Raw genomic sequence first — 21,866 nt, 5'->3', positions numbered from 1 at the left:
TACCCGCTAAGCATTTCACCATACTCTTTAGTAAACCCTAGATAGCGCGACTATCTTAGCTAATCATGCAACAAGGAAAAACAATGACCATAGGGGTAGGTGGCAGTTCAGCCAGTGAACAATTGGCAGCATTAAGCAATATGTGTAGCGACATAAGTGGAATTAGTCAGGCCGAGTACCAACAGCGCCAGCAACGAGCATGTAAGTTAATGCAGCAACAAGGCATAAGCGCTATTTACTTAAACGCTGGCACTAACTTGTATTATTTCACTGGATTAAAGTGGAGTGCCAGCGAGCGCATGGTAGGAGCGTTGCTAACGGCCGATGGTCAACTGCACTATATTGCTCCGTGTTTTGAGCAAGACTCTTTAAACGACTTCATGCTTATTGATGCCCCCTTCCACGGCTGGCATGAACACCAAAGCCCTTATCAGTTGTTTTCAACGCTATGCTCGGATCTAAAACTTAGCGGCACCATTGCAGTTGACCCTAGCGCCGCGTTCTTTTTGGTAGACGGTCTGATTAATGCGAATCCTGAGTTAAATTTTGTAAATGGTGATGTAGTCACTCAAGCTTGCCGCGCTATAAAATCAGCCGCCGAAATTGCCCTGTTGCAACGAGCCAAAGACATGACAATGGAGGTGCAAAAAGCTGCAGCTAAAATTTTACGCCCCGGCATTAGCACTAACGAAGTGACCGAGTTCATCCACCAAGCCCACCAAAAGGTAGGTGCTAGCGGGTCATCTTTTTGTATTGTGCTATTTGGCCTAGCCAGCTCATTTCCACATGGCGTAAAAGAACCGCAAATCTTGCAAGAAAACGATTGGGTACTCATTGATACCGGCTGCCTATTGCACGGTTATAACTCAGACATAACCCGCAGCTACGCTTACGGTGAAGCTACAGAACAACAACGCAAAGCTTGGCAAAGCGAACATAACGCACAACAGGCTGCGTTTAATGCAGCGCAACTTGGCGCTAGCTGCGCCAGTGTAGATGCAGCCGCTCGCCAATCGCTAGAAGCGGATGGCTATGGGCCAGAATATGCCTTACCTGGCTTACCACATCGCACAGGGCACGGTTGTGGCCTAGATATTCACGAAGGGCCTTATTTAGTCGCGGGCGATGAGACCGCATTAGCTCCAGGCATGGTGTTTAGTAACGAGCCGATGTTGGTGATACCCGAACACTTTGGCGTTCGCTTAGAAGATCATTTTTATATCAGCGAATCAGGGCCAGTTTGGTTCACTCAACCAAGCCCAAGCATTGATGACCCTTTTGGCTACCAAACAGCTTAAATAAGCGCTACCAATAAGCCAAGCAGCTTAGCTTAGCCACTTTTAGTTTTAGGGCTAGGGTGGCTGTTACGAAAATCAGCCTCCAAAAAATTAGTATTCTACAAAATAAGGTTCAAAGGCCTTTCCGCTCGATTCATTAATACTTTTTAAGGCTTTAACCACCAGAAATTGATAAATTTGTATTTAAATTTTCAGTTTTTTACAAATACAATTATTTGCCGCTGCAGTAAGCTAAGTTTTTTGGCGCTAAAAGGATCCCGCTATGCAACAGCAAAGCCTACTAAAATGGCATTGTTTTGAGGTAACTCGCGAGCAGCAACGTCTGCCTAATCAACAGCAAAAAACCATTACCACACTTCGCCACCCTGGTGCAGTGGTAGTGCTAGCGATTAATGATGCGGGCAACATTGTTATGGAGCGCCAGTATCGCACTGCCATTCAAGACTGGTTGGTGGAACTCCCTGCTGGCACCATAGAGGCCGATGAACAAAGCGAGGATGGAATACTAGCCTGTGCTAAGCGCGAGCTGCAGGAAGAAGTTAATCTCGTCGCCAAGCAATGGCACAGCCTAGGTAAACTATATCCGGCGCCGGGCTTTTGTGACGAGATACAGTATTTGTTTTTGGCCAAGCAGCTTTCGCATCAAGCAGGTCAATGCGACGAAGATGAGTTTATTGAAGTATTTGAAATGAGTATTGAGGAGTTTGAGTTAGGCATCGTTAATGGAACCATCAACGATGCCAAAACCATTGCTTGTTATAGCCGCGCTAAGCTTGCGGGTTTACTCGACTAAACGCTAGTAAGCAGTTTACTGGCTTTGTTAATTGGAAATAACTTGTCATACGCCAGGTTATAAAAGTATGCAAAAAACAAGTAATAGATGATCATGGCTGCATCCATAATCAGCGCGTCTAGCAAACTAACATTTAGCCACCAAGCCATTACTGGAATAGTGATAACTAACAAACCCAACTCAAAACCAAAGGCATGGAAGATGCGTTGCTTTTGGCTTTTATCGCTGTGCCCCTGGCGTTTAAATAAAAAAATATCAAACCAGCGATTGTAGAAATAGTTCCACGCTGTAGCGATAACCGAAAAAAACAAACCCATCGCGCCAGAATGCATTGGGTCTACCCCAAACAGCACAGCCAGCAAAGGCATAGCTCCTAATAGGCCAACTAACTCAAAACCTACGGCATGGCGAATTCTATCGGATGTTTGTCTCATGCTTATCTCCCGTTCGATTCAATAAGGCTATTTTATCGGTATACGATTCCCTATACTGGAACAAAACACATCGCATTTTCCGCAAACAGGGAAAAGTTATGGGCAGCTCTGATCTAGACAGCATTGCCACAGGCAGTTTTGAATTTAAAGATATAAACGAGCGCGAATATCGCTTTATGCAAATCGACCGGATCGAGTCATTGCTAGCCTATTGCAAACTTAACCGTAATCAACTGGCCAAGCTAAGCGGCATTTCAAAAAGCGCCCTTTACAACAAGCTGGATAAAGACGGCAACGCTAACTTTAGCCTGATTGAATTGTTTAAAATTGCCAAAGCGTTAGATCTGAGTGTGGTGTACATATTACCGCTATCTCAACATGAGCGTGATTTAGTGAAAGGGCCACCCGTTCCCGCCAGTAGCCTGCGCTTTGTTGACGATATGCTGGGTGCGCGGCGCGACGAACTAGAGTTTTTACACGGCGTGCATAAGCTGTTTAAGGAATACATTCAACAACGTAAAAACTGACAACAGCAGTGTTCAACGAGCAGCTAAAGGCATTTAGCAATCTCAGGACGTCAACACACGCCCTGCCAAACCCTTTGTTTAAATCACTCGTTAACCCTGCCCAAGCGCTCTACCAAGCCCGAGCGCCGCTGGGTTTTATTCCGACATGCAGCACTTATGCTCTCAGCATCGGCATATAAACTAAAAGTAGTTTTTGCGCGGGTGATTGCGGTATACAACAACTCTCGATTTACCAAGGCTTGGGTGGCCGGCGGCAGCAACATACACACCTGTTTAAATTCGCTACCTTGGCTTTTATGTACCGTCATGGCGTAAACACTTTGGTGAGCAGGCAAGCGACTAGGTAATAACCAGCGCAAACCATTGGCGGATTCAAAAGCCACCATTAGCTGGCCACTTTCATCTTGCGCACAAATACCAATATCACCGTTATATAGTTGCTGCTCGTGGTCGTTTTGTTCAATCATCACTGGCCTACCGGCATACCACACGCTATCGGCATGTTTTGGCAGCGTAATAAAACCTTGCTGGTTTAGCCGTTTCTCGATGCGTTGATTAAGCCCAGTCACACCCAAATCACCATTACGAAGAGCAACCAATAGTTGAAACTGATGAAACTTGGCAAATACCTGTTCCATCGGTAAACCTTGGCGCAACGCTTCTAAATAGGGCTGATAAGCCTTAGCACTTTGCTCTAGCAAATCTTTATAGCTGTCTTGATTTAGCGTTTGATAGGGTAAGTCTTCGCGACGTGATTCCAGCAAAGCCATGGTTTGTTTAACTTGGCCTTGGTTTACCGCTGCCGCCAACAAACCGATGCCCGAATGCGCATCAAAGCGATAGCTTTTACGCAACAAACACAGCTTATCAGCTATCGGTAAAGGTTGCTTAGCTTGCCAAGCACTTAAGTTAAAACCACTGCTGGCTTGCAAATTATCCAGCAAAGTTTGGCTGTATCCCTGCTCAATAAAGGCACATAAATCCCCCAATACTGCCCCCGCCTCTACCGAAGCCAGTTGGTCCTTATCCCCCAACAATATAATTCGCGCCTGTTTAGGCATGGCCGCCAATAGCTTCACCATAAGTGGCATATCAATCATCGACGCTTCATCCACCACCAATAAATCTAAAGCTAAAGGGTTGTCGGCATGATGACGAAACTCCGCCCGCCCAGGTATAACACCCAATAGGCGGTGAATAGTTGAAGCTTGCTCAGGGATAGTTGCGATAGTTTGCTCGCTTGCATTAAGCTGCTGTTTTGCGCCGATAATAGATTCACTTAAGCGCGCGGCAGCTTTACCCGTTGGTGCAACCAACTGAATGTTTAACGCCGCTTTTCCTGCACTTAGTTGTAAATCTTGTAATAAGGCGAGCAAGCGCGTCACAGTGGTGGTTTTGCCGGTGCCCGGCCCACCACTAATCACTAGCCGAGGCTGGTAACAAGCTTGTAAGGCTGCCAACTTCTGCCAGTTTATCTTGCTAGCATTAGCCATTTTAGCGACTAGGCTTTGCAGTTCTGATACTTGTTCAATGCCAGCGAGTTTGCTTAAGAACTCGGCATTATTAAGCAAGTTCGCGTCACTTACATCCAAATATTGCTGGGCATATAAAGCCATCTGTTGCGGACTATAAGCGGCTTTAGCCTGTAATAGCATTTGCCAGTTAGGGCTAAACAATTGCTCCACTTGCTGTTGTATTTGGGCTAAGGGGTAATCACTGGTAAGTGAGTTTTCACCGAAGTAATCGGCAATTTGCTGCTCATAGTTCCAGTATCGATACAGATATAAGCGCCCATACTGCAATACCAATGGCTTAGCATCTCTGGATAATTCGGCTTGCATTACTGCCGCTGAAGACCCAAGTTGCACTTGCCAAAATTCAGGCTCAAGCGCGCCTGCAAGTGGGCAAGCGCCCAATTGTTCACAACGCTTGGCTAGGTTAGGCATATCGATACAAACATGGCCAGCTTGTAATTCATTACTTACCAGCGCGGCTGCCACCATCAAAACATCGGCCTGTTCGCTGCTTGCAAACGACTTAGCAAAGTGAAAATCTAAGGCGCTGATTTGTCCCTGCTGTTTTAACTGTTGGAGCCAATCAGTAATGCTTAGAAGGCTAATATCATTAACCAGTAAACTAGTCATCATTCGCCTCCACATGATTTAACTGCACTAATGTTTGATTAAGATCTTGCCCGGCAAATAGCTGATCAAGGTACTCAATAAATTGCGGATCTGGTCGGCTAAAATACACGCCATTACGCTGCTCGTTTTGACCGGTTTGGCTAGTTAACTCACCAGCCATTCCACGCAAAAATAAGTAATAAACCCCGCCAAAGTGCTGCTCATAGTCGTAGTCAGGTATTCGTTGCCCCAACCAACGGTGTAAAGCCAAACTGTACAGCTGATATTGGAAATCGTAGCGATGCTCAACCATAGCATCCATCATTGCCTGTTGTTGGTACTCACTTACTTCTGCCCCCAGATAATTCGACTTATAGTCCAATACGTAATAACGACCATCATGTTGATACACCAAATCGATAAAGCCCTTTAACATGCCTTGCACACTAGCAAAATCCAAAGGTTTAGCTTGGCGACTTAATGGGTCGAAATATTGAATGAGCTGATTAACTTGATTGGCTTGTAGGTCTGCAATTGGCAAGAAAAACTCCATTTCGACCAAGCGTTGCGCTGGGCTTAGTTGGCTTAAACTGTAAGCAGCAGCGCTCCCAGCATCATCCAAAGGCGTAGCACACACTTGTTGGAACATATCAGCCAATGGCGCTAACCATAACAACTCGCCTTGGGCGTCCAACTGATTATAACTAGAGGCCTGCAGTAAGGGTGCAATAGCCAGCTGAATACTCGCTAAATCGGCTTGAAAATCCACTTCTTCAAACAATAAGTGCAAAAAAGTACCAGCCTCTGCGCCACGAGGGAAATCAAAAATAGTCAGCGTTTGCGGCTGTTCAACTTGGCTTGGCTCAGCACTTAAACCTTCTGCTTCATCTAGCCATGCCATGTCGCTACTGGCATCAAAGCCTGCGCCATGACCTTGCTGGCGACTAAGCGCAGAGTAACTGGTTAGCCACCAATTTCGATTAAGCTGGGTAGTAAATTGCTTAGCAGCAAAACTTTGCTGCTCTTGGTTTAGCGGGCTATATGGCGCAAGTGTTTGCTCACTCACTGTTTGCCAACTCATGCAGGGAAGCTGAGCCAAATTGTCCAAAATAGCGCTAAGCGCACCAGCAGGTTGTGGCTGATTTTGTTGCAACAAGTAGCCTAGGGCGCTTTGATGCACGTCGGTATAACCTTTTTTGGCGTTACCTTTTTTCAGATCTGCCACACCTAAATAACAGCAATACACCGCTCGCGTCACCGCTACATAAAGTAAGCGCAAGTCTTCGGCCAAACGCTCTTGGCTGGCAGCCTCCATAGCTTGCTCACTGCCATTTAAATCGAGAATAAAGCGCTCGCCTTGGTGATAAAGCGCCTCGCTCGCTTCGCGATAAGCCAAAATAAACGGCAACATCACAATCGGATATTCCAAGCCCTTACTTTTGTGAATAGTGACAATTTGCACCAAGTTCGCGTCACTTTCTAAGCGCAGTTGTTGATCGTCGGCATTGCCATCGGGTTCGAGTAGTTGTTCGGCAAACCAGCGCATTAACGCTGCTTCACCATCCAACTCGGCGCTCTGGTTTTGCAGTAGCTCAGCTAAATGCATCAAGTTGGTAAGTAAGCGCTCACCATAGTTATCGTTTTGGCTGATCCAGCGCTCGCTAATGCCACGTTGGCTCATCCAAGAATAAAACATTGCCAGTACGCCTTGTTTATACCAAAGCTGTTGGTACTCGCTGTACTCTTGGGAATAGCGTTGCCAGCTGCGCTCGTCGGTATTTAGCTGGTCCAACTCGCTTAAACCTAAACCTAAGATTTTACAGGCTAAAGCTGCGCGCAGTTTTCGGTCGTTGTGCGGTTCTTGGCAGGCTAATAACTGCAAATAAAACTGATAGGCTTCGGGGCTTTCAAACACACTATCGCGGTTAGATAAGCTGACACTGGCAATGTTTTGTTTAGCCAATGCCGCAGCCACTTTTTCGCCTTCACGGCGAGTGCGCACTAACACCGCGATATCGCCCGCTTGCACTGTTTTTCCACTATCACCCAGAGTTGCACGCCCTTGTTGCCCAGCTTCTAACAAAGTCTGTATTTGCTGGGCACACTGTTGAGCCTGACCAACAAGATAATCTTCGCCGCGCACAAATTCTGCATTTTGCTGATACAAAAACTGCATGGCTGCCTGTGGCTCGCCGTTTATAACTAAACCACTCAGCTCTGCTTTAGCCGCATTCACTGGGATGAACTCAATGGCATCGTCAAAAATAAATGGCCGAGCATGGCACTCAAACAACTTATTGCATGCGTTCACCATCGCGCCAGTAGAACGCCAATTGGTTGGCAGGTTGTAACGTGCGGTAACCTTGTTGCGCGCTTGCATATAAGTGAAAATGTCGGCGCCGCGAAAACCATAAATCGCCTGCTTAGGGTCGCCAATTAGCATTAACGCGGTATCGGGCCTATCAATATACAGCTGAGAAAAAATCTGATATTGCTGAGGATCGGTATCTTGGAATTCATCAATCATCGCGACGGGATAGAGCTCGGCGATTTGCTTGGCTAGCACTTCTCCTTGAGGTGCATTTAGCGCCTTGGCCAAACCCGCCAATAAATCATCAAAGCTCAACAGCTGTTGTTGTTGCTTGAGTTCACTAAAACGCTGACGGATTTGCGGCAACAACTGGGCTAACAGCAAGTTTTTAATGTTTTGTTCTTCATCAAACAAGGTTTCTATTGCGTTAAACGCGGGGTGTTGCGGCGGCGTACCTTTAGCTTTTACGCCATTAGCTAGATTCTCTGGCGTGAACTTAGCCAAAGCTTCGCGCAATGGTTTGCTTAAAAAGTCACTGTCGGTTGCGGCGTCTGCAAACTGGTTAATTAAGCCCAACCATTTTTCGACCGAAGCTTTACGAAACTTATTGCCATTTAATGGCGCGGTTGCAATAAGTTCAGCAATCTCTGCCGCTGCAGGTTTCCAAAGCTGTTTAAAGGCATCAATGCGATTAATTTGTTGCGCAAAAAAGCGTTCTAAATCTTGCTCTTGCGGCACTCCTTGTAGCTCAAAATGGCTTTGATTTAGCAAGCCGCCCAACTCTTGATGTAAGTCGTAAGGGCTGGCCCAGCATTGCACTATTCGACCCACCAAAGGCACCGATAAGGGATAAAAGCGCTGACGCCAACAGTCTTGCACCGCTTGCAAACGCAGATGAATTTCATTGGTAAGAAACTCCATCTCAAAGGGCAAGCCCGATTCGAAAGCATGTTGCTTCAACATGCGTTGGCAGAAACCATGAATGGTAAACACCGCCGCCTGGTCCATGTTTTGTTCAGCCAACAGCAAACGTTGCGCCGCCTGCGGGTGGTCGTTAACCTCATCTAGCAGCTGACTAATAATGAAGTCATCGCTTTGGCCTCGTAAAAAAGCAATTCGCGCTTGATGAATTTTCTCGCGAATTCGCCCTCGCAGCTCCTGCGTAGCCGCTTCGGTAAAGGTAACCACCAATATCTGCTCAATAGTGAGCGCTACGTGCTCTCCAGCTTGGCTAAAAGCTTGCTCTGGTTGACGATAATGCCCTAGCAACAAACGCAGCACCAAAGCGCCAATGGTGTAGGTTTTCCCCGTACCAGCACTAGCTTCAATAAGCCGAGAGCCATTCAAGGGAAAGGTGAAAACATCTAAGTTATTATTCATCGCGCCGCTCTGCTGAGTAGCTTGGTTTAGATTAGACACCAGCAAACTCCTCTAGATGAGCTAACAAAGGTCCAAGCAAAGCTTTAGCGCTAGCTTCGAACTGCGGCCAAATGGCTTCTAAATCACTTATCTGGGCTTGAATATACGGATCTGCGCCTTCTGCCTGAGCAAACGGCCCTCCGTTAAACTGATTGCGTGCCGCCCGTCTTGCTTTATCTAGATTGGCCTCGCTGTACTCAATACTGCCGGTTTTCTTGTCTTTACATTGGCTTATCCACTGCCAAGCGCTTTCGATAGGTAGCAATATCGGCTGGTGTAAACCTTGTTGTAAGTGGCTTAGCCAAAGCGCTAAATACTCTTTTGCTTGTTCGGCACTTAATGGCAAAAGCTGCCAAGCCCCTTTACGACCAAGCACATAAGAGCTAAGCGCTTGCTCAGGTAAACTGGCGTGAAACACTAAGTGCCACAGCCAAGCAGCAACCAAATCTTTACCCCGAATACTGCCCGGTCGATAACTCACTAAACCTTGTGCGTATTGGTGTTTCAACCAAGCCGACAAACGACACTGCTGCAAACCATCTTCAAGCGAATACTCTAGTTCTAGTGCTAGCTGCTGGCGCTTAACGAGCCCTCCCGCGAGTAAGGGAAATAGGGCATCGGCCAAAGGTTCAAGATCTTGCCATTGCTGCTCAAACGATACCTCTCCAAAACCACCATGTGGCAAGCTACCGGCAGCATGTAACAGCGCAAATTGCTGCTTTTTATCTGCCTTGTTAAGTTGCTGTTCGAGTAAATATTGCTTCATAGAGAAACCCGCTAACCCTTCTACTAAAAAGGGTTCGGTTTCTTCTAATTGCTCACTTAAGCGCGGAAAACTCACTTTTAAGCGCCGCTGATAAAAATAAGCGATGGGCGAGCGACTAAAGGCAAGCAACTCGTCCATTTCAATATCCGCTATGTAACCTTCATTGATCAGCGCTTCTTCTATAGGCTCGGGCGCTTTGCTTTGTTGCTGGGCAGCCACCGCCGGCACCCAACGCTGCGCATAACTAAACTTATCGCTTTGGCTTTGATAATACTCGCTCGAGAAGGGTTGCAAGGGATGCTCACAACTAAGATGCGTTAACAAACGCTTGGCTGATTGATCCACATTTAGTTGTTCATCACCTTGTAGCACGCAGCTTTGGCCAATGTAATCACATAGCTCTGCTACCAACACCGACGGCGTTTGTTCACTGTTATCTTTGGCGCTATGGGCAATATAAGAGACATATAAGGTATCTTGGGCGGCCAGCAATGCTTCTAAGAATAAATAGCGGTCGTCATCTCGGCGGCTACGGTCGCCACGTTTAGCAGGATTTTGCGCCATTAAATCAAAGCCCATGCTAGGCACGGAGCGCGGATACTCACTGTCATTCATGCCCAATAAGCACACCACCTTAAATGGTATGGCACGCATTGGCAGTAAGGTACAAAAGTTAATTTGCCCTGCCAAAAAACGTTGACTACCACGCTGCGCATTTAGCTGATTACGGCAATAATCCAAAATGAGTTCTGGGCTGATAAGCTCCATAAAACCGCTACTGCGGCATTGCTCTACGAGGTTTTCAAACAGCTTATGCAGGCGCAATTGCTCGGTTTCGTCATCACTATCAAAGCTGTAAATATTGCTGAGAAGATCTTGTAAACGCAGTCGCCATTGCTCGGCGTTAACCGCACTCAACAACTGTTGTTCTAGCAACATTAGTTGGTCTATAAAGTCGGCTAGCTTGCCCACTGCTAAGGCAATTTTCCCTTGCACCTCATCGTAGGCTAGCACCCCTTGATGTAAACCCGCATCACTGGGCATCGCATAACCCAACAACATCCTCTTAAGGCCAAATAGCCAGGAGTGAGTTTCATCTTCTGGGGCCTGCCAGCGGCTGCGGTCACTGCCATCTAGCCCCCAACGCACCCCTGCTTCTCTCACCCATTGGCGCAGCGACTTAAGTTCGTCTTCTGCCAATTCAAAACGACGCATAATCGCCGGTACTTCTAATAACGCTAAGAGCTCTGCCGCAGACTTACGTTTTTGTGGTAGCGCCAATAGCTCCAAAAAGCTTAACAAAACAGGGTTTTCTTGAGTGGCACTGCGATCTGAAATAGCAAAAGGCAAGCGCGTTTCTGCACTGGTGCTGCCAAACACTGCCTGAATCATTGGCCCATAACGATTTACATCGGGCACCATTACAATAATATCGCGAGGGTTTAGTTCTGGGTTTTGCTCAAACATCGCCAGAAGTTGATCGTGTAATACTTCTAGCTCTCGGCGAGGGCTATGGCAAAGATGCAATTGCACACTGCAATCATCAGGCTCGATCTGGCGCTTGTGCAAACTGTTGTCAAACTTCTGATAATCAATGGGGTCTTGCAGCTTTAAGATATCGTCTTGAACCATTGCCAATAAACTTGGAGCCTGCTGCTCATTTACATTACTGGCAAAAATGTCGGTTTCTTGCTTATTTAGCGGGTGCAACAATTCAATGTAATCACGGCCTAACTTGCCCATAGACGCCAATAAAGGATTTCCTACTTGGCTGATATCGGATTGTTGTTTTAGCAGGGTGCTAACGTCTCGAACATCGCCCCAGTATTGCTCTGAAGGATTGGTAAGGAATAGATGAATTTCACAATGTAATGCTAAGGCGTCTAGGGCTTCAACATAGGCTGGCGGCAAGGCTGATATACCAAAAATAAACACCTGCTCGGGCAAACCTTCAGGCGCGGCACTGGCCACTCGCAACTGTTCAACAAAGTCGATATATAAGTTGCCCCGGTGATAAGGGGAGTCCATAGCGCTTACCGTGTCATCTACCAAGTCACGCCACAGTATCGGCTGCCAAGGCTGACTTTCGCTCACCTCGTTTAAGTCATCACCCGCTTCCCATGCACTGGTCCATTCGCTGCGATACACCAAGTATTGGTCGTAAATATCTGCAATTTTTTGTGCCAGTTGCCAAAGCTTACGACTGTCAATGTCCTCACTTTCTTGCTCACCCAACAGATAGTGCTTCAAGGCGTTAAATGCTGGCTCTTGCAAACGTTGTGGCAACAAGCGCATTAATCGCCAACTCATGGCTTCTTTATTAAAGGGACTTTGCTCGGGAACATCTTGCAGAACTAAGTGAAACATTTGCCAAATAAAGCTAGCAGGCAGCGGAAACGCCACATTTGCCACAATGCCTTGTTGTTCGGCTAACTGCAGTTTTAACCACTGCGCCATGCCAGGGCTTTGTACCAAGATCTGCTGTTGAGTAAATGGGTTTTCTGGCGCTTGCAAGGCCATCACCTTACTCAATAAAATTTGTAAGGTATCTAAATGATTACTTTGGTAAAGATATAACAAGAAGGCTGTTCCCTTGAACGAAGCAGCCTTTATTGTGCCAGAAAAAAACGCTTAAAAAAGTGTTGCTTAAACGATTTTCACTGGATGGCAGTAGTTAGCTGAACAGCTAACTACTTAGAGAAGATAATGCGACGCAGCGCAGAGTAGTCGAAACTGGTGTAACCGCCGTAACCGTTGCGTGCAACAAACATATTGTCGGCTTCATCACCACTAGGAAGTTTAAATTTGGCACCACTATGAGTAATAGCTACGTACTCATTTGAAACATAATAATATTTGTTATCGGCTTGAATAAACGCCAACTCACTCAGTGGCATAAACAGCGGTTTTCCTTGGCTATCTAAGGCAACAATGCGTTGTTGCAAACTGCCATCGGAGTTTTGGATTTGTAAATCTTGCATTTGCATCCATTGGGAATCGCTGCCAGATTGCAGCCAAATTCTTACATCTTGCGCATTGGCGGTACCAAACAATAGAGAAATGCCAATCACCATCCATTTCATCATAGTATTTCCTTCCTTCTTTTGAAGTGCGATAAGCTCTTTGCATACGGCCTATTCGCGTGCACTTTAAGTAGCAGTTTCACCCTTGTAAACGCCTGTTTGACATTTTTTCGGTCAAGGTCATATTTCTAACCTTACTGCCTTTATTTTTTATAATTTTATTATTGCTCTAATCAAGCGCCGAGCTGCGCCCTTCCTGCTAAGCGCTATCTATAACTCTGTGTTTATACCTTATATTGTACTTGAAAAACAGAAGCTTATGAAAACGTTATCTCCACGTCATTCTAATAAAGTGTCAATAATTTGAACACTAACAGCTATACAATTATCAAGCCATTTTGTTGTAGCAAAATGTTTACGTTAAGACAGAATGCCAGCTAAGCCCCGCCAACACTGAGATAATTCGTAATCAGGTGAGTGATTTATTAATCAATAGAGAAAGGAGAAATTCGACAAAATACAAACACTAGGCAGACAAACGCTTAAGTAAGCGATCCATTGCCCGATAGCTTAGAGCTTCCACAATATCGTTGCGTTGAATATCTTTTTGCTGCTTAAGATCGGCAATGGTTCTGGCTAAGCGCCAAACGCGATGAAATGCGCGAGCAGATAAACCTAATTGACTAATACTGCTTTCTAAAAACTCACTATTTTCAAGGCTTAAACTGGCATGCTGGTGAAGCTCTTTACCAGAGAGTTGGCTATTTAACTTACCACTACGCTCCAACTGCAGCTTGCGCGCGTTAATCACCCGCTGTTTTATCTGGGCACTAGACTCCCCCTGAGCATGCTGAGTTAAGCTGCCTTTGGGTAACTCAGCCACCTCAACACTTAAATCAAAGCGGTCTAAAAACGGCCCCGACAGCTTACCAAGATACTTTAAAATCTGATCGGGATTACTGCGTAGCTGCTGACCTTGATAGTAACCACAAGGTGAAGGATTCATTGCTGCCACCAACTGAAAGCGCGAGGGGAAACTTACCTGCAAAGCAGCACGAGAAATATGCACCTCACCCGACTCAAGCGGCTGGCGCAACGCATCTAAAGTACTACGAGCAAACTCTGGAAGCTCATCCAAAAAAAGTACACCATGATGCGCTAAGGTTATTTCGCCGGGCTTAGGGTTTGAACCACCGCCCACCAGTGCTACCATTGAGGCGCTATGATGCGGGCTCCGAAAAGGCGGAATGTACCATTGCTCTAGCTCTCGTTGCTGGGCGCTTACCGAATTAATTGCCGCCACCTCTATGGCTTGTTGCTCGGTTAAGCTGGGTAATATGCCCGGTAAGCGACTCGCTAACATGGTTTTTCCGGTACCGGGAGGTCCCATCATGAGTAAATTATGTGCGCCGGCGGCAGCTAGTTCTAAAGCACGTTTTGCCAGATGTTGACCTTGCACTTCGCTCATATCTAAGAGGCTTTCGTTACACTGAGGCTCAATAACCTGAGAGTCCTTCAGGTTAAAAGCACTTTGACCATTAAGACCAGCACTTAACTGCTGCAAGCTGGCACTGCCATGTACTTTAGCCTCTGGCACTCTAACCGCTGCGTCAGCATCTTGCTCGCTAGTCACCAAAGTTAAGCCCTGCTGGCTTATGGATAAGGCGGTAGCAATTGCCCCGCTCACCGGGCGAATGGCACCCGATAAAGCCAACTCACCGCAAAACGCCATGTCAACTAAACAAGCTAGAGGAACATCACCAGCAGCGGCCAAAATACCAATAGCAATTGGCAGATCAAAGCGACCTCCACTTTTGGGAACATCTGCAGGCGCTAGATTTACGGTAATGCGTTTTGCAGGAAAGGAAAAGCCACTATTGAGAATCGCGCTACGAACTCTATCTTTAGCTTCTTTCACCGAGGTTTCAGGTAAACCTACAATAGAAAAGGCTGGCAAACCATTGGCTAAATGCACTTCTACAGTCACATTTAAGGCTTCCATGCCCACTAAGGTACACGTTTTAACTATCGCTAAACCCATGTTATCTCCAGCTCTTAATAACAACTTACATAGTAGTAGTTATTTGCCAAAGTTGTTATTAAGTGACTGAAATTAGGTTTATTGTTTTACATTAAAGCATTGTTGCTGTTGTTGATGAAGTGCCGCTAATACCGCTTTACGCTCAATTAAACCGAGCAATTTTCCATTCTCAACAACGGGGTAACTTTTAGGTTTGTTGTCGGTCATGGTTTTTGCCAAATCCAGCACGTTTTCATCTGGACCAACACTCAGTACTTCACTGCGCATAATGTCTTTAACTAAAGCACTTTGATCGCAGTAGTAACCAGCTTGCAGCATTTGAGTTACGCAGTCTAGCTCCGATAACCAACCAATTAATGTGCCTTTAGCGTCAACCACTGGGGCACCAAGCTGGTGTGAATTAGTCAGCAGTTCGCTGGCCTCGTTAATGCTTTGCTCTTCGGTAAAACTCAAGAATTGAGCGCGCATGTAGTGTCTAACATTAAGCTGTTGCATAAGACCTCCTTCAAGGGCCTTTAAGATTACAGCTCAAATATAATACAAGCCAAGACAGATAAAAAATGGCTTATAACTATTAGATTGATAGGCGGCTTGCCACTTAACACCTCCTTGCTACTAACACCTCTTTCAGCAAGAAGAAAAACTAATCACCTAAGCCCGGCTGGAGAACATGTCAGAAAAGTTTACACAATACATAAATCGTTATATCAACACCTCCTCTCACACCATGTCATATAAGGCCTCAAGAATAAGGCATAACTCTTGCTTATGCAGGCCAGACAATTAAACATGGAAAACAAAGTTAATGAAAAAGCTAGTAAAAACAATTGCATTTAGTAGTCTACTTGCATCTTCTCTATTCTCTTTAACGGCTAATGCAGGTGTAATCGGCGTTTTTGGTAACAGCTCATCACAAGCAATAAGCATTGCAAACAACCAAGGCCACACCGCCGAACTTATCTCAGACTACTCAAACCTATCAAACTACGATGTTATTTGGGGATTAAATAGCAGTAATTCTGGCCATTCTTCACAGCTAAGCACCTACGCTACTGACATAGAGAACTATGTGATGAGCGGCGGTGTTTTTATGTATCATGATCGCTACGTGTCTAACACGAATAATGTATTGCCTGGTGCCGATAATTTTACATTTACACGCAACTTAAGCACCAATATCGATTTGGCCCAAGCTAACGGAGTAGCAGGTGCGGTAATCACAGATTCTACTCTAGACGGCGGCAACTCTTCGAGTCATGGTTATGTGGCAGAATCATCTATTGATCGTGCTTACACTGCCATCTTTGATGATGGAACTGATGGAAACTTAGTTGATTTTAGCTTCGAACTTGGCTTAGGCGATATCTATTACTCAAGCATCCCGTTGGACTATTACCTTTCTGGTTCTCGAGCATTTGCCACCATCTATGCTCCGCAAGTTATTAACTACGTAGTTTCTTTAGCTGAAGAGAATACTGGTAACGCCCCAGCTGTGGTATCGGAGCCAGCTACCATTGCCGTATTTTCCTTGGGTTTATTTGGTTTAGCCGCGCGCCGCTTTAAATCTCACGCTTAAGCTCCCTCGCGATATCAAACCAGCTACAGATTTAATCTCATTTGTAGCTAGTTTGATTGTCGTATAGCCCATCAAAAATAAGCTCAGTTATAGTTACTCTAGTCTTCGTGCTCGGGAATATCTCTCACGTATTTAGCCGGCACGCCGGCTACAACTGTATTCGCAGCCACATCTTTGTTAACCAAGGCTCCAGCGGCAATCACTGCGTTATCACCAATGCTTACGCCGGGTAGAATATTCGCCCCCATGCCAATCCACACGCGATCGCCAATAGTTACCGGTAAAGCCCGCTCTAATCCCTCGGTGCGCTGCTTAACGTTTAGCGGGTGAGTTGCAGTAGAAATATTCACAGAAGGGGCCAGCATCACATCATCGCCGATGGTGACAGGCGCACCATCAAGTATCACACAGTTATGGTTAGCATAAAAATTCTTACCGGTGGTGATGTTATAGCCGTAGTCGCAGAAAAAATCTGGCTCTATCCAAGGATCGAGACTGTTTGGCAACAGCTCGGCTAAAACCTCGGCGCGCAGGTCTTCTTCCGGGTGTAACAAATTAAGTTCGTAACATAGAGACTTAGCTTGGTTACGCTCTTCAACCAACTCTCCGTCAAAGGCTAAATACAACTCTCCAGCTAACATCTTTTCTTTTTCTGTCATGCTTACCTCTTCGAGAAACTGGCCGCCACTAGGACAAAACTGCAGCGAAATGTTTTATTTTCAGTAAGTTATTCTACAGGTTTAATCACTACTTTATCTCCGACTTGGATTGCATTTTTGGCAAACCAACCTTGATTCATCTCCCAAGCGTACATCACTTGAAAGCGCGATTTAGTTAGTTTGTCATCATTCGCTTGCATCTGAGTGATTTCGCTAATAGAGCCATCTTTGCGGATAAAAGCGACATCTAAAGGGATCACAGTATTTTTCATCCACATTTGAGCTTGTTTGCTGCGCTGAAAGTTAAACAACATGCCGCAATCGTTACACAAGTGCAGGCGATGCATTAAACCCAAGGCGCGCTGTTGATCACTGTAGGCATATTCCACCGTGTAGTGCTGTTGATTGACCTCCACCGCCACCGCTGGAAATTTCTCACTTGGCGTTGCAGCCCCCACATTTTTGGTGACAACCAGTAAAACCAATAGGACGTATTTATAAACGGATACATTCAAAGTTACAGGATTCCCAGGTGACTAAAACGGCGCTAAGTAAAACCATGTCAGATAAACAACTCACTAAGCAAGCCACCACTTTACCTTGCTTAAACGCAAATCAACGAAAAAAGTGCAATAATTTTAGCCAAATGAGCAATGAACAATCTGCTGTATATGCAAAATTTATCACCACTCAAAACAAATAAAACAGAGCATACAACCAATAATGAAACAAAATACAGATTAAGAAACCTTAAATTGTTTATTAAACGTACCGCAGGCAGAACAATTAGCAGCCAATGTGGACTTGAATCACATTTTATCCTGTGATACTTGTTAGCCAATGCTTTAGGAAAGTTTTAAATATGTCTCTTTCAGTTGCTCTAATTATTAGCGTCGTCCTTGTGGTGATTATTCTATCACCTCGCGGGGATGCGTTGTTGTAACTGAAACAAGCACACAACATCAAACCCCCGCGCTGCAAAGCTCGGGGGTTTTTTGTTAACGGTGGAAAGGAAGTAGTAATGAATGGTGCGCAACAAATTGTAGCGACTCTGAAACAACAGGGCGTTGAACAAGTATTTGGTTATCCTGGCGGGGCAATTATGCCTTTATACGACGCTCTCTACGACGGTGGTGTAAAGCACATGCTTACTCGCCACGAGCAAGGTGCGGCAATGGCAGCGGTGGGTTATGCCCGCGCAGGAGCAACTTCGGGCATAAAAGTTGGTGTATGTATCGCCACTTCTGGCCCTGGCGCTACCAACTTAGTCACCGGCCTTGCAGAAGCGCAGCTAGACTCCATTCCACTTATCGCGATTACTGGGCAAGTAGCCCAGCCTGTAATCGGTACCGACGCCTTCCAAGAAGTAGACGTATTAGGTATGTCGTTATCAGTCACCAAACATAGCTTTATGGTGACCGACGTTAAAGAGCTTAAACGCACCATAGAACAAGCTTTTGAGATTGCCACCAGCGGCCGCCCAGGCCCAGTGCTTATAGATGTGCCTAAAGATGTGCAATTAGCCGAAGTGGAAGAAAGCCTCGCTTACTTGGCTGCTGCCAGCGCTCCTGTAGAACCTGCCGCAGAATTAATTAGCCAAGCCAAGCAACTCATTGCCAGCGCTAAACAACCTATTGTATATGTGGGTGGTGGCGTAGGCATGGCCAATGCTGTGACTGAGTTACGTGAGTTTTTAAACTACAGCAAAATCCCAAGTGTGAGCACGCTAAAAGGGATTGGAGCGATCACCGAAGAACAACCTTACTACTTAGGCATGTTAGGCATGCACGGCACTAAAGCAGCCAACCTAAGTGTTCAAGAAACTGACCTATTGGTGGTGATTGGCGCGCGCTTTGATGACCGCGTTACCGGCAAGCTTGATGAATTTGCACCAAATGCCAAAGTGATTCACCTAGATGCTGATGCCAGCGAATTTGGTAAACGCCGCACCCCAGATGTTGCACTAGATAGCGACTTAAAGCTAACCCTACCCAAGCTACATTGCCAAACCGAGATTGATATCTGGCAAGAAAAAGTGGCACAACGCAAACATGATTTTGCTTGGCGTTATGATCACCCAGGCGGGCATATTTTTGCGCCAGCTATGCTTAGCGACTTAAGCAAGATGGTGGATAAAAACACCGTGGTAGCTTGTGATGTTGGCCAACACCAAATGTGGGTAGCCCAACATATGCAGTTTGATGGCCCTGAGAATCATTTATCAAGTGCAGGCCTAGGCACTATGGGCTTTGGTTTACCCGCAGCCATTGGCGCGCAGTTTGCTCGCCCTAACGACACCGTAATTAACGTCTCTGGTGATGGTTCATTCATGATGAATGTACAAGAACTCACCACCATTAAACGCGCTAAGCTGCCAGTAAAAATGCTGTTAATCGACAATAACCGCTTAGGCATGGTTCGCCAGTGGCAAAACTTATTTTTTGATGGCCGCTTTAGTGAAACGATTCTTGATGACAACCCCGACTTTGTAAAAATGGCCTCGGCTTTCGATATTCCCGGCGAAACCATTAGTAACAAAGTGGATGTACACGCAGCCTTGCAACGGATGCTAGACAGCAAAGGCCCTTACCTACTGCATGTATTAATTGATGCTGAAGAAAACGTATGGCCATTAGTGCCACCCGGTGTGGCCAACGACAAAATGATGGAGGACTGCTAATGCAACATTCACTAACCATTTCTACTCGCCAGCAAGCAGATGTACTTGAACGTGTATTACGACTGACACGTCACCGTGGTTTTTTAGTACAATCTATGCAAATTGAGCAGTCCAATGACCAAGAGCAGTCTGGATACCGTATTGAACTTAGTGTGACAAGTGAGCGTCCAATAGAGCACCTTACTAATCAATTAGTGAAATTGTTTGACGTTGAGCAAGTGCAATTAACCCAATTACAAGCAGTGGCTTCGCCAAAAGCGGCCATTGCCTAAACAAATAGCAAACACAGATTAACGGAGTAAACCGCAATGCCTAAACTGCGAAGTGCCACCACCACCGAAGGCCGTAATATGGCTGGAGCGCGCGCCCTTTGGCGAGCAACAGGAACCAAAGAAGAAGATTTTGGTAAGCCAATTATCGCAGTGGTGAACTCATTCACCCAATTTGTGCCGGGCCACGTTCATCTAAAAGATCTTGGTCAATTGGTTGCACGCTCTATCGAAGGCGCAGGCGGTGTTGCTAAAGAATTCAACACCATCGCTGTAGATGATGGTATTGCCATGGGCCACGGCGGCATGCTTTACAGCCTACCTTCACGCGACCTAATTGCAGACTCCGTTGAGTACATGGTAAACGCCCACTGTGCCGACGCCATGGTGTGTATTTCTAACTGTGACAAAATCACCCCGGGAATGCTGATGGCGTCGATGCGCTTAAACATTCCAGTTATCTTTGTTTCTGGCGGCCCAATGGAAGCCGGTAAAACCAAACTTAGCGACCAAATCATTAAGCTCGACTTAGTTGACGCCATGGTAATGGGTGCCGACAAAAACGTATCCGATGAAGACAGCGACAAAGTAGAACGTAGTGCCTGCCCAACCTGTGGGTCTTGTTCTGGTATGTTTACCGCAAACTCAATGAACTGTTTAACCGAAGCGCTAGGTTTAGCCCAGCCAGGTAATGGTTCAATGCTAGCGACTCACGCGGATCGTGAAAAACTGTTTGTAAATGCTGGTAAGCGCATTGTTGATTTGTGTAACCGTTACTACCAGCAAGACGACGAAAGTGTATTGCCGCGCTCAATTGCGACTCACAAATCTTTTGAAAACGCCATGACCCTAGATATCGCCATGGGCGGTTCTACTAACACCGTATTACACTTGTTGGCAGCAGCCCAAGAAGCTGGCGTAGATTACAATATGGACCACATGGATGAGCTTTCTCGTAAGGTTCCTCAACTATGTAAAGTGGCGCCATCTACCAACAAATACCACATGGAAGATGTACACCGCGCTGGCGGTATTATGGGTATTTTGGGTGAATTAGACCGTGCAGGTTTACTAAATCGTAACGAACCGAATGTAATGGGCGAAACCTTGGCTGATACCTTAGCCAAGTGGGACATCATGCAAACCCAAGATCAGGCAGTAAAAGAATTTTACCGCGCTGGCCCTGCAGGCATTCGCACCACTAAAGCCTTTAGCCAAGATTGCCGCTGGGATGACCTAGACGACGATCGCGCCGAAGGTTGTATTCGCAGTTTAGACAACGCCTTTAGTTTAGAAGGTGGCCTTGCTGTACTAAAAGGGAACCTAGCGCAAGACGGCTGTATTGTTAAAACCGCCGGCGTAGACGACGATAACCTAGTGTTTAAAGGCCCTGCCCGTATTTTTGAAAGCCAAGACGACGCAGTTGCCGGCATTTTAGACGGCACCGTACAAGCTGGCGAAGTAGTATTAATTCGCTACGAAGGCCCTAAAGGCGGCCCTGGCATGCAAGAAATGCTTTATCCAACCTCTTACTTAAAATCGATGGGTTTAGGTAAGAAATGTGCCTTGATTACCGATGGCCGCTTCTCTGGCGGTACCTCTGGTTTATCCATTGGCCATATTTCACCAGAAGCTGCGAGCGGCGGTGTGGTTGGCTTAGTTGAGCAAGGCGATATTATTGATATCAACATTCCTCAGCGCAGCATTGTGTTAGAAGTAAGTGATGAAGAACTGGCTAAACGTCGCGCCGCCATGGAAGCCAAAGGCAGCGATGCTTGGAGCCCAATTGGTCGAGTACGTGAAGTAAGCACCTCGCTGAAAATGTACGCCCACTTCGCCACCAGCGCCGACAAAGGTGCGGTACGCGATAAAAGCAAGCTAGATTAAACCGCGCGTCTTGCTTGTATAAACAGCCCGGTTCGCCGGGCTTATTTTTTATGTTGTCGC

17 protein-coding genes are annotated in these 21,866 nt (G+C 46.1%); 8 read left to right on the top strand and 9 right to left on the bottom strand.

Annotated elements, in window-relative coordinates; all coding sequences use genetic code 11:
* Positions 1-83: 83 nt before the first annotated feature.
* Both K5L93_RS12195 and K5L93_RS12190 read left to right on the top strand, forming a co-directional pair.
* Positions 84-1,298, top strand: coding sequence for a M24 family metallopeptidase (locus K5L93_RS12195; RefSeq protein WP_220720098.1), 1,215 nt, complete (start codon positions 84-86; stop codon positions 1,296-1,298).
* Between the two features lie 262 nt (positions 1,299-1,560).
* On the top strand, positions 1,561-2,091 hold the full coding sequence (locus K5L93_RS12190) for an NUDIX hydrolase (RefSeq protein ID WP_220720097.1): 531 nt from the start codon (positions 1,561-1,563) through the stop codon (positions 2,089-2,091).
* Here the strand turns inward: K5L93_RS12190 and K5L93_RS12185 are convergent.
* Positions 2,088-2,525 carry a PACE efflux transporter gene (locus K5L93_RS12185; protein WP_220720096.1) on the bottom strand — a complete coding sequence of 146 codons (438 nt, stop codon included), beginning with the start codon at positions 2,523-2,525 and terminating at the stop codon, positions 2,088-2,090. The two genes, K5L93_RS12190 and K5L93_RS12185, sit on opposite strands and share 4 nt — an antisense overlap.
* Positions 2,526-2,623: 98 nt before the next feature.
* Between K5L93_RS12185 and K5L93_RS12180 the strand changes: the two genes are divergently transcribed.
* Positions 2,624-3,052 (top strand): helix-turn-helix transcriptional regulator, encoded by a 429-nt coding sequence (locus tag K5L93_RS12180; RefSeq protein ID WP_220720095.1) that lies wholly within the window; start codon positions 2,624-2,626, stop codon positions 3,050-3,052.
* An 83-nt stretch (positions 3,053-3,135) separates the two neighbouring features.
* Here K5L93_RS12180 and recD read toward each other — a convergent pair whose 3' ends face one another.
* From recD to K5L93_RS12150, 6 genes are all read right to left on the bottom strand, one after another.
* Positions 3,136-5,199: an exodeoxyribonuclease V subunit alpha gene (recD, locus tag K5L93_RS12175; RefSeq protein WP_220720094.1), complete on the bottom strand. Its 2,064-nt coding sequence runs from the start codon at positions 5,197-5,199 to the stop codon at positions 3,136-3,138.
* Positions 5,189-8,905 carry an exodeoxyribonuclease V subunit beta gene (recB, locus tag K5L93_RS12170; protein WP_220720093.1) on the bottom strand — a complete coding sequence of 1,239 codons (3,717 nt, stop codon included), beginning with the start codon at positions 8,903-8,905 and terminating at the stop codon, positions 5,189-5,191. The genes recD and recB overlap by 11 nt, the downstream gene beginning before the upstream one ends.
* Positions 8,898-12,251, bottom strand: coding sequence for an exodeoxyribonuclease V subunit gamma (recC, locus tag K5L93_RS12165; protein WP_220720092.1), 3,354 nt, complete (start codon positions 12,249-12,251; stop codon positions 8,898-8,900). Before recC ends, recB begins: the two co-directional genes overlap by 8 nt.
* A 110-nt stretch (positions 12,252-12,361) precedes the next feature.
* Positions 12,362-12,757, bottom strand: coding sequence for a hypothetical protein (locus K5L93_RS12160; protein ID WP_220720091.1), 396 nt, complete (start codon positions 12,755-12,757; stop codon positions 12,362-12,364).
* A gap of 463 nt (positions 12,758-13,220) precedes the next feature.
* Entirely contained in the window at positions 13,221-14,735 is a 1,515-nt protein-coding gene (locus K5L93_RS12155; protein ID WP_220720090.1) for a YifB family Mg chelatase-like AAA ATPase, read from the bottom strand.
* A gap of 78 nt (positions 14,736-14,813) precedes the next feature.
* Positions 14,814-15,230: a CBS domain-containing protein gene (locus tag K5L93_RS12150; protein WP_220720089.1), complete on the bottom strand. Its 417-nt coding sequence runs from the start codon at positions 15,228-15,230 to the stop codon at positions 14,814-14,816.
* A 310-nt stretch (positions 15,231-15,540) separates the two neighbouring features.
* Here K5L93_RS12150 and K5L93_RS12145 point away from each other — a divergent pair, with 310 nt between their 5' ends.
* On the top strand, positions 15,541-16,311 hold the full coding sequence (locus K5L93_RS12145) for a PEP-CTERM sorting domain-containing protein (RefSeq protein ID WP_220720088.1): 771 nt from the start codon (positions 15,541-15,543) through the stop codon (positions 16,309-16,311).
* 98 nt (positions 16,312-16,409) lie between these two features.
* On the opposite strand, the gene K5L93_RS12140 is transcribed toward K5L93_RS12145, so the two are convergent.
* The gene (locus tag K5L93_RS12140; protein ID WP_220720087.1) at positions 16,410-16,970 is read right to left on the bottom strand and encodes a sugar O-acetyltransferase; all 561 of its coding nucleotides are present in this window, start codon (positions 16,968-16,970) and stop codon (positions 16,410-16,412) included.
* Between the two features lie 68 nt (positions 16,971-17,038).
* On the bottom strand, positions 17,039-17,485 hold the full coding sequence (locus K5L93_RS12135; protein WP_246615044.1) for a DUF192 domain-containing protein: 447 nt from the start codon (positions 17,483-17,485) through the stop codon (positions 17,039-17,041).
* Between the two features lie 17 nt (positions 17,486-17,502).
* Between K5L93_RS12135 and K5L93_RS12130 the strand changes: the two genes are divergently transcribed.
* The 4 genes from K5L93_RS12130 (at position 17,503) to ilvD (ending at position 21,806) form a co-directional block, all read left to right on the top strand.
* Positions 17,503-17,673, top strand: a complete 171-nt coding sequence (locus K5L93_RS12130; protein WP_220720086.1) for a hypothetical protein — start codon at positions 17,503-17,505, stop codon at positions 17,671-17,673.
* A gap of 318 nt (positions 17,674-17,991) precedes the next feature.
* On the top strand, positions 17,992-19,650 hold the full coding sequence (gene ilvG / locus K5L93_RS12125; RefSeq protein WP_220720085.1) for an acetolactate synthase 2 catalytic subunit: 1,659 nt from the start codon (positions 17,992-17,994) through the stop codon (positions 19,648-19,650).
* Positions 19,650-19,922: an acetolactate synthase 2 small subunit gene (gene ilvM / locus K5L93_RS12120; RefSeq protein ID WP_220720084.1), complete on the top strand. Its 273-nt coding sequence runs from the start codon at positions 19,650-19,652 to the stop codon at positions 19,920-19,922. The genes ilvG and ilvM overlap by 1 nt, the downstream gene beginning before the upstream one ends.
* A 36-nt stretch (positions 19,923-19,958) precedes the next feature.
* A complete protein-coding gene (gene ilvD / locus K5L93_RS12115; protein WP_220720083.1) occupies positions 19,959-21,806 on the top strand; it encodes a dihydroxy-acid dehydratase in 1,848 nt (615 codons plus the stop codon).
* Positions 21,807-21,866: the final 60 nt, after the last annotated feature.

The organism is Agarivorans litoreus, assembly GCF_019649015.1.
In the GTDB taxonomy this organism is placed as follows: Bacteria; Pseudomonadota; Gammaproteobacteria; order Enterobacterales; family Celerinatantimonadaceae; genus Agarivorans; species Agarivorans litoreus.
Note: the sequence above shows the minus strand (reverse complement) of the source record. Positions and strands in the feature narration are given on the sequence as shown.

Coding starts and splice junctions, on each gene's coding strand:
- K5L93_RS12195 (WP_220720098.1), top strand. CDS start 84: ATGACCATAGGGGTAGGTGGCAGTTCAGCCAGTGAACAATTGGCAGCA.
- K5L93_RS12190 (WP_220720097.1), top strand. CDS start 1,561: ATGCAACAGCAAAGCCTACTAAAATGGCATTGTTTTGAGGTAACTCGC.
- K5L93_RS12185 (WP_220720096.1), bottom strand. CDS start 2,525: ATGAGACAAACATCCGATAGAATTCGCCATGCCGTAGGTTTTGAGTTA.
- K5L93_RS12180 (WP_220720095.1), top strand. CDS start 2,624: ATGGGCAGCTCTGATCTAGACAGCATTGCCACAGGCAGTTTTGAATTT.
- recD (WP_220720094.1), bottom strand. CDS start 5,199: ATGATGACTAGTTTACTGGTTAATGATATTAGCCTTCTAAGCATTACT.
- K5L93_RS12160 (WP_220720091.1), bottom strand. CDS start 12,757: ATGATGAAATGGATGGTGATTGGCATTTCTCTATTGTTTGGTACCGCC.
- K5L93_RS12155 (WP_220720090.1), bottom strand. CDS start 14,735: ATGGGTTTAGCGATAGTTAAAACGTGTACCTTAGTGGGCATGGAAGCC.
- K5L93_RS12150 (WP_220720089.1), bottom strand. CDS start 15,230: ATGCAACAGCTTAATGTTAGACACTACATGCGCGCTCAATTCTTGAGT.
- K5L93_RS12145 (WP_220720088.1), top strand. CDS start 15,541: ATGAAAAAGCTAGTAAAAACAATTGCATTTAGTAGTCTACTTGCATCT.
- K5L93_RS12140 (WP_220720087.1), bottom strand. CDS start 16,970: ATGACAGAAAAAGAAAAGATGTTAGCTGGAGAGTTGTATTTAGCCTTT.
- ilvG (WP_220720085.1), top strand. CDS start 17,992: ATGAATGGTGCGCAACAAATTGTAGCGACTCTGAAACAACAGGGCGTT.
- ilvM (WP_220720084.1), top strand. CDS start 19,650: ATGCAACATTCACTAACCATTTCTACTCGCCAGCAAGCAGATGTACTT.
- ilvD (WP_220720083.1), top strand. CDS start 19,959: ATGCCTAAACTGCGAAGTGCCACCACCACCGAAGGCCGTAATATGGCT.